This is a genomic window from Streptococcus salivarius, from assembly GCF_002094975.1.
Lineage (GTDB): Bacteria > Bacillota > Bacilli > Lactobacillales > Streptococcaceae > Streptococcus > Streptococcus salivarius_D.
On record NZ_CP015283.1, the window covers coordinates 1,947,218 to 1,959,524 of the forward strand.

Below are 12,307 nucleotides of genomic sequence, written 5' to 3' on the forward strand. Positions count from 1 at the left end.
TTAGGTATGTTAACTATCATTTATTTTTTTCTGGGAGCCTCTTTAGGTTCATTTATCGGACTGATTTGTGATCGTTTCCCTGAGAAGTCGATTATTTTTCCTAGTAGTCACTGTAGTCATTGCAAGCATCAGTTGCGTTTTTTCGAGATGATCCCTATCCTCTCACAACTTTTCTTAAGATCTCGATGTCGATCATGTCAGACTTCTATCCCTCTTCGTTACCTCTTTATGGAACTATTTTGTGGAGTAATATGCCTGCTATATTTCTATGACTTTTTGAGTCTTGAAGTAACCTACTTTCTTTACTTCAGCCTTTGTTTATCAATTTTTGATTTGAAGCATAAATCCTATCCGCTTCTGATTTGGATAGTTGGAACACTCCCGCTCCTATTCATGGGAAACCACTATCTCACTTTTACCTTAGGACTCATATTAGCAATTATATCCTATATTAAACGTTTAAACATTGGAGAAGGCGATTTTCTCTACTTAGCTAGTGCCTCACTTATTTTCCCACTTTCAAAAACACTACTAATTATTGAAATTGCCTGCCTATTAGGACTAGCTTACTTCCTTCTACGAAGAAATCTCAAGGAATACATCGCATTTGTTCCATTTCTTTTTCTCGGGATAGTACTCCTTACTTTTTGTTCAATTGTATAGAAAAAAGCCGATAAACCTCGGCTTTTCTTTATTAGTTCATATTAACACGGTGCCACTCATTAATGACATAACAAAGCATCTCTAATTGTTGCAATCCTACATTATTAATTTCTGAAGTCTCTTCGTCCGAACCACCTAAATAACGTGTATAAATGGCTATAAGATACGGTGTATCTTCCATCACGATAGCATCAACATTTAAGGCTTCACGAACATAACCTGGTTTCTGATAAATAGTCAATCCTTGATTATATGTTTTATAATAATATTCTGGGAAAGACTCTCCCAAATATTTGAGAATATCTTTATAATCCTCTTGGTGTTTCCAAAGATAATCCAAAACTTGGATATAATAATCCGTTGTTGTCTTATTACCATGCATTTGGATAGTCTTCACTTCACCTTTTGATTTACCGTATTTATCGAGCATACCATAGAATTTTTCCATACCACCAAGGCGTTCTGCCAAAGCGTAGGCTGGTGTATTCTCTGAGTAAACTAGAGAATATTCCTGCATCTCTGGAATAGTCATTGAACCACCAAAAGCAGCAACATAATTATCATGTTCACCCTGATACTCATACTCAGTATTAGTAATATCAAAACGTTCAGTTAAAGAAAGTTTGCCCTTATTAACCTCATCCATGACCAGCATGTTTAGTGGCAATTTATAAGTTGATCCTGCAGTCATTGGCTGAGTATCATTCATAGAGTATTGCTCATTTGTCTTGGTATTTTTATATGAAAAGGCAATTTGGCTAGACTCAATACCTTGGTCAGCCATAAATGCTTCAACCACTTGGCTCAATGTCATGTTAGCATAATCATAATACAATCCATTACCATACATGGTATCTGCATCTGCTTCCATGACTGCTTGTTTAGCTTCGGCTGATTTATTAGTTGGAGTTACCTTTTCCTCTTTTTCTTTGTCTTCTTTTTTAGTGACTTTAGAATTAGAACCGAAGATATTTCCAAGGCTACCGGTGTTACTAGCTTGTTTACCACGTCCTGCTAAAGCAAGCATAGCAACAAATAAAAGAATTACCAAAACACCTAGGAAAGCTAAGATAAGATAAGCTTTTTTATCATCACGAGATGATTTTGATCTAGATTTCTTAGAGCGCTTACTTCTAAGTGCCAAAGTTTCAGTTTTTGCTTCTTTTTCCTTGTGCTCTACTGGTACTACTGTTTCCTCAGTTGCTTTCTGGTCTACTGATTTTTTAGAAGTCTTTTTAGTATCTTCTTTTACTTCTTTTTTGTTGCCTTTCTTGACATCTTTATTAGTGTCTTTTTGAAGGTCTTGTTTTAACGAATCTTTTTTCTTATCTTTAGTTTTTCGGCGATTTCCACTATACTTTTTGCTTGAATGTTTTTCCTTTTTTTTCATAACAATTATAGTTTAAGCTATAATTCACTAAAAATCAAGGAGATTTTACAATCATATTACAAAAAAATCATCCCCAATAGTGAGGATAATTTTAAACTTATTTAGCTGCTGCATAAAGCTCAGCAACTTTATTCCAGTTAATGATTTCAAAGAAAGCTTTGATGTAGTTTGGACGTACGTTACGGTAGTTTAGGTAGTAAGCATGTTCCCAAACATCAAGTGCCAAGATTGGTTTCTTACCGTCTGAGATAGGAGTGTCTTGGTTAGCAGTTGAAACAACTTCAAGCTTACCTTCAGCGTTAACAACAAGCCATGCCCAACCTGAACCAAAACGAGTTGTTGCTGCCGCTGTGAAAGCTTCTTGGAAGGCTTCAAATGAGCCGAAAGCTTCGTTAATAGCAGCTGCTACTTCTGCAGTTGGTTCTTGTTTTTCAGGAGACAAGAGTTCCCAGAAAAGTGCGTGGTTAAGGTGTCCACCACCATTGTTAATAAGTGCTTGACGGATATCTGCTGGAATTTGTTCCACGTCAGCCAAAAGTGCTTCGAGATCTTCACCAATTTCTGGGTGTTTTTCAAGAGCAGCATTAGCATTTGCTACATAAGTTGCGTGGTGTTTGTCGTGGTGAAGAGTCATTGTTTCAGCATCAATGTATGGTTCCAATGCATCGTAAGCGTAAGGAAGGTCTGGAAGGATAATTGCCATAGTAAAGGTCCTCTTTTCATTTTTTCTTCATTTTACCGTAAAGTGGTAGAGCTTTCAAAAATTTTGCTTACAAAATCAAAGAAGACTCTAAATCTCTAGCGGTTTGATACGATTTTTAGAAGTGCTAAATCAAACAAGTAATCTTTATCTAAAGTTCCTGTTTTTATCTGGTAATCTGTCTCTACTAAAATCTTAATCGTCATTTTTAAGAATGCTACTGACAAAGGACGGCTATCTCTCAATGCAAAACGAACCTGAAATTGGTTAACTTTACGCCCTAAATAATCTGACAGACTTGAAACAATTTGCTGCTCACTTTTTCCTTGAGCAGATAAGAGTTTAACCTGTAAATAGGTACGAAATTGTCCCAACATCACAGCAATCAACTTAATCTCATCTTCACCCTGAAGCCGTAAATCATGAACCAATTCACGAACACTCTGAATCTGACCTCGCAAAAGTAGTTGCGTCATATCAAAAATATTATCTTGCAAACTTTTCGGAATGGCTTCAGCAATATCTTGCGATGAGATAATTCCTTCCGTTTTATATCCCTTTAGAAAAGCTAAGTTTTTTTGAACATCTGAAAAGTCAAAATTTGACTTAATCAAAAGTTCCTCAAAGACTCCTGTATCAAATGTAAGCCCCTCTTGATGCGCCTGCTTTTGAAAATAGGTTCTAAGTTCTGCATCTTTCAAGGGACTGGCTTCAAGCACCATGGCATCACGCTTGAGAAGTTTGACTAAACGACGCTTTCCATCTAGCTTTCCTGCAGACATCAAGACAAGACGTGTTGTTTCAACAGGAGACTCAAGATAATTTTCAAGGCGCTTCAACTCTTTCTCATCCAGATATGATTTTTTAGCAGTAGTCATATCTGCGAAATGATCAAAAATAACCACCTTCTCATCTGCAAAAAAAGGCATGCTTTCTATATCGAGCTCAGCATCTTGATAATCAGTCTCAGACATATCAAAATAAGAATAGGTTAAGTCACTCGGATCAAAACCAATTTGTTTTAAAAATTTTTCTTTAGCTTGACTATACTGCCCTAAATCCTCGCCCGCTAAGACCGTTATCATGGGGAGCTTTTCTTTGGACAGCTTTTCAATCGTTTCCATAGCAATCATGGTTTTATTATAACAGAATTTTCACCATAACAAAAAGCCCACCACCAAAGTGATGAACTTTACTTTATTAACCAGAGTTACGAAGACCTGTTGCAATACCATTGATAGTAATGTGAATAAGGCTAATTTCGTCATCGGTCAAATCATTGTTACGAAGACGTTTAATCAATTCAATTTGGATGTAGTTCAAGACATTGAAGTATGGCAAACGGAAGTCCAAACTTGCTTTAAGCGATGGACTCTCATCAAGGAAGCCATCATGTTTTTCAATGGCAAGAATAACATCCTTAGTCATCTGCCACTCATCCAAAATAATATTGAAGACACTGCGTACTTCTTCACTCTCTGCCAATTGTGCATAGTGGAAGGCGATATTCATGTCTGATTTTGAAAGCACCATGTCCACGTTTGACAAAAGTGAACGGAAGAATGGCCATGTTTCAAACATATGTTGAAGTTTCTCGAGGTTGCCTTCTTCAGCTTGGATAAAGCGATTAAAGGCAGAACCCACACCATACCAACCTGGGAACATGATACGATTTTGTGACCATGAGAATACCCAAGGAATCGCACGAAGACCAGAAATCTCAGTAATTGTCTTACGAGCCGCTGGACGAGAACCGATATTCAAACTTGAGACTTCTTTAATAGGGCTTGCTTCAAAGAAGTAATCATAGAAATGTTCGTTTCCAAAGACAAGATCACGATAGATAACATTAGAATCATGAACAATACCGTCCATAATTTCACGGAAATCAACCAATTCATCTGGGTCGGCAATTTGACGTGTTACCATACGGTCAAGGGCAGCTGAAACAAGCATTTCAAGATTGTAGTAGGCAGCATCCTTATTACCATATTTATTACCGATAACTTCACCTTGCTCAGTCAAACGGATACGGTCCTTAATGGTACCAAATGGTTGAGACGTAATAGCATCGTATGATGGGCCACCACCACGACCGACAGTACCACCACGGCCATGGAAGAAGGTAATCTTAATGCCACGCTCTTCACCAATCTTAGTCAACTCATTTTGAGCTTTGTAAAGCGTCCAACCTGAAGACAAGTAACCACCATCTTTGTTAGAGTCTGAGTAACCCAACATGATTTCTTGGTAGTTGTTACTATTCTTGATCCAACGTTTAACGATATCATAACCAAGATATTGTTTCATGATATCATTAGAGTTTTCCAAGTCTTCGATAGTTTCAAAAAGTGGAACAATTTGGACACGCGCACGTTCAGTATCAACCAAACCAACTTCTTTAAGAAGGATAGCCAACTCAAACATATCAGAAACGCTCTCAGTGTGAGAAATGATATGTTGTTTGATGACATCTTCACCGATATAGTCTTTCAAGAGACGAGCAGTGCGGAAGATTGCCAATTCTTTTTCAAGTGTTTCAGACTTAGGCACATTAGTTGATGACAAGGTACGAGGATCTTCTTGCAATTCTTTAAGAAGAACAGCAACCTTTTCAACCTCTGTTAATTCACTATAGTTATCAACAATATTTGCAGATTTAAGCAACTCTGCTACACATGCTTCATGAACACTTGAATCTTGACGCATATCGATTGTAGCAAGATAGAAACCAAAGACTTCTACAGCTTGAAGAAGCTCTTCGAAATCACCTGAAATCAAGACAGCATCGTCGTTTTCAAGAAGTGAATTTTTGATTGCCAAAAGATCATCATGGAAGGCATCTGCTGTTTCGTAGAATTCTGTTGTTTGTTGTGAGACAGCTTGAAGACTTTGGCTGAGACGTTGTTGCACGTAATCAGCTACTACTTCACCTGTTGAAGCCGAACCCAGACGAACATTTTCAGAAAGGCGTTTAGCAACTCTTTCCTTGCTGAAGTTCCCTTCTTTAAAGAAAAGAAGTGTTTGAATCAACTTAGACTGGATGTAACTGAAAGCACGACGGTAAGGTTCATTTTCACGATAAACAGATGTATCTGGAGAATGTTTCGCCATCTCTGCTACTGTATCTGAAACCTCAGTCAAGCGTGATGAGAGGGAGAATGAACGGTAAAGATTATCAACTTTTTCGATATAGTAGTTGAGGATAACTTCACTTTGCAATGTTGCAGAAAGTTTAAGAGTTTCTGCTGTTACAAATGGGTTCCCGTCACGGTCACCACCAATCCACATACCCATAGTAATAGGTGTTGGATTGTCAAGTTCAATACCTTTTTCAACCGCTAAACGTTTGAATTCATGTGATAGGTTCGTAATCGCCTTAATCAATGAGGAGTTGTAATACTCCATAACGTTAGTGATTTCGTTTTTAACCTTAAGTTTTTTCTCACGAATGATATCTGTTTGCATCATAATTTCTACATAACGACGCAAATCCGCATACCATTTATCCTTGTTAATAAGACCAGCCTTAACGTCACGATGCTTACGGAGAAGTTCGTGAATGTGGTTAGTCAATTCAAGCATAGTTTTACGTTGAACCTGAGTTGGGTGTGCTGTCAAAACTGGCACGACATTGACATGTTCAAGAATGTCACGTGCATTATCACTTTCAGCGACAACATCAAAGGTTTCAGACAACTTACCTAGATAAGATTCATCAATATTGTTCTTGTGGTTGACTTCATAAGCCAAATCCACGTCCTCAGAGATATTAATCAAGAGAGGTAACAAAGAGAAATATCGTGATGCAACGACCATATCGTCATTTGTCATTTCTGAAATGACTTGTGTTAGAGCCACATAGTCACCTTCATCATAAAGTTCAACCAAATGTCGGATTGTTGTGAGACCTTGCTCTCCAGCCATGCCTCGTGTTGCATCATCCAACAATTCTTTCAAGATACCAACTTCTTCAGAGATGATTTCCTGGTTGTTACTGCTTTCCAATTTGTTAAAAGCCAAACCGTATTCTCCTTACTTTATGTAGTACCCTTTTATCATATCACTTTTAAAACAAAAGTAAACTATTTTCCTTTAAATCGTCAGTTATTTTGCAATTTTCCGACTTTTTCAAACAATTTTTTAAGTCCATTTCCGAACTTTATTAAAAAAAGACTCTGAAACAGGGTTCAGAATCTTAATTATACTTTTCTTGATAAAATTTGATTTCATCGCCATCTTCAACCTTAAGTTGGTTGGCTGCTTTTTCACCAAGTTTCCCATTGACATCAAACATCCAATAAATGCCCTTATCTTTATCTTGAGAAATACCATCAATCTCAGTGATGAAGCCATCGTTTTCTTGAACAGAATATACTTCTTCCAAGACATCGAGCACTGTATCCCCTTTTTGGATTTCTACTGATTTTTTCTTACTTTCCTTTTCTGTTTTCAAAATCAAAGTCACCTGACCTTGAACCTTAGACTGATGATTGTTTGTGCTACTAGTAAGTTTAGCTGCCTCATTTTTTCCACAGGCTGCTAGGGTAACAAGTGATAAGGCAAGAAAGAGATAAGTTAATAATTTTTTCATTTCAAAAACCTCCTAAAAATAGACTGGATGAATGGATAAAATAGAAGCGTCGATACTGCATGATAGGTGTCGTAAAGTAGACCAGAAATAACAAAGGTAATCCCACTTTTAAATAGAAGACCATACCCATAATCAAGGAGAACCCCATAGAAAAAGGACAAAAAAGTTACCAAAGCAATCTGCCAGACAAGTGATAACCTAGGTGCAATCAAACTCCAAAGAGCCATTAAGACGCCGAAGGCCAGAATCTGATTAAAGACCCAGGGACCAAAACCAAAGATGAATCCTGAGATGGCCATGGTTAAAGCCATAATCAATAGACCATCTACCAAACCCAAATAAAGAACAGCCACAAAAAACATAGCTGTAATAGGCTGAATATTTGGCAATCCTATAAATGCTGACCGTAATCCTACTGCCAGAGCTGACAGAATAGCTATCCGAGCCATTCGTTGAATCGTTAGTTTCATATATCTATTATGCCAGAAATAAAGAAATATGACTAGTTTTTAAAAATAAAAACTAAAGATTTCTTGAAATACAGAGTGAGATCATACAAATTGTAGAAAATAATGTTCCTTGTTGCCTCTCCCAAATATCAAACAGTTTGAGCAGGCTGAATATTTGATATAAAAAGTGTACTCTCATTCACTATCCTCTGTCATCTTGATAACACTAAATAATTAAGTTATGTTAATTATAAAAGTTAACTTGACTTAATTATTATTTTAAAGTATATTAAACTTAAGGAGGCAACTAATGATCCAAATCGAAAATATTAATGTGTCTTACCAACAGACATTGGCTCTAGATAATATCACCTTAAACCTAGACGGACCAAGTATCACCGGAATTATTGGTCCTAATGGTGCTGGCAAATCAACCCTAATTAAAGCACTTATTGGTATTATCCCTCACTCCGGGCAATTCCTATTCAATAAACAGCCTATTCGTCAGCAATTAAATCGTCTTTCCTATGTTGCACAAAAGGCGGAAATTGATTTTAACTTTCCAATTACTGTCAAAGAGTGCGTCTCTCTAGGCCTCTATTCCAAAACCAAGTTCTTTAAACGTCTAACTAAAAGAGATTGGTCTAAGGTCACAAAAGCTTTAGCTCTACTCGGTTTAAATGATCTGGCCCATCGCCAGATAAGCCAATTATCAGGGGGCCAATTTCAACGGGTTCTGATTGCTCGTTGTCTTGTACAAGAGGCAGATGTCCTCCTATTAGATGAGCCCTTCGTTGGGATCGATTCTGTTAGTGAAGATATTATCATGAACACCTTGAGGGAACTTAAGAAACAAGGAAAGCTTATTCTCATTGTTCACCATGATTTGAGTAAGGTCCCTCATTATTTTGACCAAGTCATCCTCCTCAATCGTAAATTGATTGCTAGCGGGCCTACTAATCTTATTTTTAATGAGGATAATCTCCGTAAAACCTACGGTAACAGTTTATTTTATAAAGGAGATGCAAATGTTTTCTGAATTTATTGATGGTTTGCTAAATTTCCACTTCTTGCAGAACGCCCTTATAACGGCTTTAGTTATTGGAATTGTCGGGGGGGCTGTTGGTTGTTTTATTATTCTAAGAGGTATGTCACTAATGGGTGATGCGATTTCACATGCGGTTTTACCTGGCGTAGCCATTTCCTTTATCTTAGGTATCAATTTTTTCATAGGAGCCATCGTCTTCGGTCTTTTAGCTTCTACAATAATTACCTATATCAAAAGCAATTCCATTATTAAGAGTGACACAGCAATCGGTATTACCTTTTCAAGCTTTCTAGCTCTTGGCATTATTCTCATAGGTGTCGCAAATAGTTCCACAGATCTCTTTCATATTCTCTTTGGAAATATTCTAGCTGTACAAGACTTGGATATGTGGATAACGATTGCCGTTGCCCTTCTCGTACTAACAACAATAAAAATTTTCTTTCGTCCTCTACTCCTGACATCCTTTGATCCAATCTTAGCTAAGTCTATTGGAGTTAGAGTCACCTTCTACCATTACTTACTTATGGTTATTCTCACCTTGGTTGCTGTGACTGCTATGCAAAGTGTTGGCACTATTCTTATTGTGGCTCTTTTAATCACACCGGCTGCTACCGCCTACTTATATGCTAATAGTCTTAAAACCATGATTCTCCTCTCATCAGTTTTTGGGGCCCTAGCCTCTGTTCTAGGTCTTTTTATAGGCTATAGTTTTAACATTGCGGCCGGTTCAAGCATTGTGTTAACATCTGCCCTTCTCTTTCTCATCAGCTTTTTCATCGTCCCTAAACAGAGTGGCATGAATAAGACTTATCAACAATAAAATAAAAGGATGAAAATAATATGAAAAAAATACTATCTATGAAAAAAATACTATCAACAATGGCACTATTACTTTTAGCGGTAGTTGCTTTAGCAGCGTGTAATAATAAACAAGACAGTAGCAAAGATAAATTACGAGTTGTTACGACTAATTCCATTATTGCCGATATCACCAAAAATATTGCTGGAGATAAAATCACTCTCCACAGTATTGTCCCGGTTGGTAAGGACCCTCACGAATATGAACCTCTTCCTGATGATGTAAAGAAGACGTCACAAGCTGACTTGATTTTTTATAACGGTATCAATTTAGAAACTGGTGGGAATGCCTGGTTTACTAAGTTGGTCAAGAATGCCCATAAGACAGAAAACAAAGATTATTTTGCAGTTAGTGATGGTGTTGAGGTGATTTACCTTGAAGGTCAGTCAGAAAAAGGTAAGGAGGATCCCCACGCTTGGCTTAATCTGGAAAATGGGATTATTTATGCACAAAATATTGCTAAGCAACTCATCGCTAAGGACCCAAAAAACAAGACCTATTACGAAAAGAATCTAAAAACCTATACTAACAAGCTTAGTAAACTGGACCAAGAAGCTAAAGAGACCTTTAACAACATTCCCGATGAAAAAAAACTAATTGTCACTAGTGAAGGATGTTTCAAATACTTCTCTAAAGCCTATGGAGTACCATCTGCCTACATCTGGGAAATCAATACTGAAGAAGAAGGTACACCGGACCAAATCAAAACGCTTGTGGAAAAACTCCGTCAAACCAAGGTACCAGCACTCTTTGTCGAATCTAGTGTCGATGACCGCCCTATGAAAACAGTCGCTAAGGATACCAATATTCCTATTTATGCAAAAATCTTTACAGATTCTATTGCCAAAAAAGGGCAAAACGGCGATAGCTACTACAACATGATGAAATATAATCTGGATAAAATCGCCCAGGGTTTGAATCAGTAAAAATCTTGTCTGAGATACGTTCTGTATTCTTCTGAAAAATCTGTTATACTAAGGTGAGACTATTTTTAAAGGAAAAAACATGACACCTAATAAAGAAGACTACCTCAAATGTATCTATGAGATTGGTACTGAAGAAGGTAAAATCACTAATAAGGAAATCGCAAACCGCATGGAGGTGTCTCCACCTGCTGTGACGGAAATGATTAAGAAATTGATTTCAGAAGACCTTATCGTCAAAGATAAACACAAGGGCTACCTCCTAACGGAAACAGGTACAATCAACGTTGCTGAACTCTATCGTAAACATCGCCTCATCGAAGTCTTTTTGGTGGACCACTTGCAATATTCTTGCGATCAAATTCATCAAGAGGCTGAAATCTTAGAGCATACTGTCTCTGATCACTTCATCGATGCTCTTGACCGCCTACTCAACTATCCTCAAACCTGTCCACACGGCGGGCAAATTCCCAAATCAGGTCAACTCATAGAAGAATTTTATAACCAGACTTTTACACAAGGTCTTGCTCCTGGAAATTATGTCCTTCGTCGAGTTCAAGATCAACATGATCTACTCCATTATTTGGAGACTGTCGGTCTTAAAATTGGAACACCTTTTACCTTGGAAGGCTTTGACCCTTTCACACAACTCTACCGACTACATATTGATGGAAAGGACGTCCAAATACCAGAAGCTATTGCTAGCAATCTTTATATTGAATCAAACTAAAAAAGCGAGGCTGATGAACACACTTAGATGTGTCATCAGTCTCACTTTTTTTTACATTTGTTTCAAGCGTTCCACCCGTTCTGAAATTGGTGGATGAGTATAAAAGAGCTTCTGCAAACCAGATTCCTTTTTAGGATCATTGATATAGAGGGCTGCACTAGCATCATCCACGTGATGTTGCATTGGCGCACTATTATCAAGTTTGAGCAGAGCATTAATCATACCTTGTGGGTTACGTGTCAATTCGACGCTAGAAGCATCAGCTAGAAATTCACGTTGGCGTGAAATAGCCAACTGAACCAAGGTAGCCGCCAAAGGCGCCAGGATAATGGCAATCAAAGAAATAATGAGAAGAATAATTTCCAAACCGCTACTTCCATTACGGTCATCATCATTTCTACGACGGCCTCCACCCCAGAACATCATATTACGAGCCATCCCAGCTAGCATGGTAATGGCAGATGCTAAGGCAACTGCTATGGTAGAGATTCGGATATCGTAGTTGCGAATATGACTCACTTCATGTCCGATAACCCCTTCAAGCTCCTCACGATTCATAACTGCAAGAAGACCGGTTGTAGCAGCTACTGCAGCATTCTTAGGGCTTGATCCAGTCGCAAAAGCGTTCATAGAAGGATCATTGACAATAAAGACACGTGGCATTGGGATTTGGGCCACCATAGCCATGTCCTCGACCACATGATAAAGGTCTGGAGCCGTTTGTTCATCAACTTCTCGTGCACCGTTCATGGCCATAACGACATTGGTTGATTGGAAAATCATGGTAATGGCATAGATAAAACCAATAACTAGGGCAAGAATCAGACCACCAAAGCCTGAACCTAACCAAAGATAGCCAACACCGTAGCCAACAAGGCCCAGCAAGAGGAAAAAGACCAGGAGCAAAAGCCAAGTCTTTCTCTTATTTCGAGCAATTTGATCAAATAACAT

The 12,307-nt window shown here is 37.9% G+C and carries 12 protein-coding genes; 5 read left to right on the top strand and 7 right to left on the bottom strand.

Going from position 1 to position 12,307, the window contains the following annotated elements:
- Nucleotides 1–6 precede the first annotated feature (6 nt).
- Nucleotides 7–663, top strand: a complete 657-nt coding sequence (locus V471_RS09125; RefSeq protein ID WP_014633306.1) for a prepilin peptidase — start codon at nt 7–9, stop codon at nt 661–663.
- A 31-nt stretch (nt 664–694) separates the two neighbouring features.
- On the opposite strand, the gene V471_RS09130 is transcribed toward V471_RS09125, so the two are convergent.
- The 6 genes from V471_RS09130 to V471_RS09155 form a co-directional block, all read right to left on the bottom strand.
- The gene (locus V471_RS09130) at nt 695–2,053 is read right to left on the bottom strand and encodes a serine hydrolase (protein ID WP_013990793.1); all 1,359 of its coding nucleotides are present in this window, start codon (nt 2,051–2,053) and stop codon (nt 695–697) included.
- Nucleotides 2,054–2,150: 97 nt separating this feature from the next.
- Nucleotides 2,151–2,756, bottom strand: coding sequence for a superoxide dismutase SodA (gene sodA, locus V471_RS09135; RefSeq protein ID WP_004182735.1), 606 nt, complete (start codon nt 2,754–2,756; stop codon nt 2,151–2,153).
- A 95-nt stretch (nt 2,757–2,851) separates the two neighbouring features.
- Nucleotides 2,852–3,886: a DNA polymerase III subunit delta gene (gene holA / locus V471_RS09140; protein WP_004182736.1), complete on the bottom strand. Its 1,035-nt coding sequence runs from the start codon at nt 3,884–3,886 to the stop codon at nt 2,852–2,854.
- A gap of 67 nt (nt 3,887–3,953) precedes the next feature.
- Nucleotides 3,954–6,776: a phosphoenolpyruvate carboxylase gene (gene ppc / locus V471_RS09145; protein ID WP_049528735.1), complete on the bottom strand. Its 2,823-nt coding sequence runs from the start codon at nt 6,774–6,776 to the stop codon at nt 3,954–3,956.
- A 175-nt stretch (nt 6,777–6,951) separates the two neighbouring features.
- Nucleotides 6,952–7,347 carry a DUF4430 domain-containing protein gene (locus V471_RS09150; RefSeq protein WP_049528733.1) on the bottom strand — a complete coding sequence of 132 codons (396 nt, stop codon included), beginning with the start codon at nt 7,345–7,347 and terminating at the stop codon, nt 6,952–6,954.
- Entirely contained in the window at nt 7,344–7,817 is a 474-nt protein-coding gene (locus V471_RS09155; RefSeq protein WP_037605591.1) for a membrane protein, read from the bottom strand. Before V471_RS09155 ends, V471_RS09150 begins: the two co-directional genes overlap by 4 nt.
- 289 nt (nt 7,818–8,106) lie before the next feature.
- On the opposite strand from V471_RS09155, the gene V471_RS09160 reads away from it, so the two are divergent.
- From V471_RS09160 to V471_RS09175, 4 genes are all read left to right on the top strand, one after another.
- Complete coding sequence (locus tag V471_RS09160; protein ID WP_013990797.1) at nt 8,107–8,835, top strand: metal ABC transporter ATP-binding protein; 729 nt, start codon at nt 8,107–8,109, stop codon at nt 8,833–8,835.
- Nucleotides 8,825–9,664 carry a metal ABC transporter permease gene (locus V471_RS09165; RefSeq protein WP_004182741.1) on the top strand — a complete coding sequence of 280 codons (840 nt, stop codon included), beginning with the start codon at nt 8,825–8,827 and terminating at the stop codon, nt 9,662–9,664. The genes V471_RS09160 and V471_RS09165 overlap by 11 nt, the downstream gene beginning before the upstream one ends.
- Nucleotides 9,665–9,702: 38 nt before the next feature.
- The gene (locus V471_RS09170; RefSeq protein ID WP_045772021.1) at nt 9,703–10,629 is read left to right on the top strand and encodes a metal ABC transporter substrate-binding protein; all 927 of its coding nucleotides are present in this window, start codon (nt 9,703–9,705) and stop codon (nt 10,627–10,629) included.
- Nucleotides 10,630–10,708: 79 nt separating this feature from the next.
- Nucleotides 10,709–11,356, top strand: coding sequence for a metal-dependent transcriptional regulator (locus V471_RS09175; RefSeq protein ID WP_045771816.1), 648 nt, complete (start codon nt 10,709–10,711; stop codon nt 11,354–11,356).
- Nucleotides 11,357–11,407: 51 nt separating this feature from the next.
- Here V471_RS09175 and htpX read toward each other — a convergent pair whose 3' ends face one another.
- Nucleotides 11,408–12,307 (bottom strand): zinc metalloprotease HtpX, encoded by a 900-nt coding sequence (htpX, locus tag V471_RS09180; protein WP_084871420.1) that lies wholly within the window; start codon nt 12,305–12,307, stop codon nt 11,408–11,410.

Coding starts and splice junctions, on each gene's coding strand:
- V471_RS09125 (WP_014633306.1), top strand. CDS start 7: ATGTTAACTATCATTTATTTTTTTCTGGGAGCCTCTTTAGGTTCATTT.
- V471_RS09130 (WP_013990793.1), bottom strand. CDS start 2,053: ATGAAAAAAAAGGAAAAACATTCAAGCAAAAAGTATAGTGGAAATCGC.
- sodA (WP_004182735.1), bottom strand. CDS start 2,756: ATGGCAATTATCCTTCCAGACCTTCCTTACGCTTACGATGCATTGGAA.
- holA (WP_004182736.1), bottom strand. CDS start 3,886: ATGATTGCTATGGAAACGATTGAAAAGCTGTCCAAAGAAAAGCTCCCC.
- V471_RS09150 (WP_049528733.1), bottom strand. CDS start 7,347: ATGAAAAAATTATTAACTTATCTCTTTCTTGCCTTATCACTTGTTACC.
- V471_RS09155 (WP_037605591.1), bottom strand. CDS start 7,817: ATGAAACTAACGATTCAACGAATGGCTCGGATAGCTATTCTGTCAGCT.
- V471_RS09160 (WP_013990797.1), top strand. CDS start 8,107: ATGATCCAAATCGAAAATATTAATGTGTCTTACCAACAGACATTGGCT.
- V471_RS09165 (WP_004182741.1), top strand. CDS start 8,825: ATGTTTTCTGAATTTATTGATGGTTTGCTAAATTTCCACTTCTTGCAG.
- V471_RS09170 (WP_045772021.1), top strand. CDS start 9,703: ATGAAAAAAATACTATCAACAATGGCACTATTACTTTTAGCGGTAGTT.
- V471_RS09175 (WP_045771816.1), top strand. CDS start 10,709: ATGACACCTAATAAAGAAGACTACCTCAAATGTATCTATGAGATTGGT.
- htpX (WP_084871420.1), bottom strand. CDS start 12,307: ATGTTATTTGATCAAATTGCTCGAAATAAGAGAAAGACTTGGCTTTTG.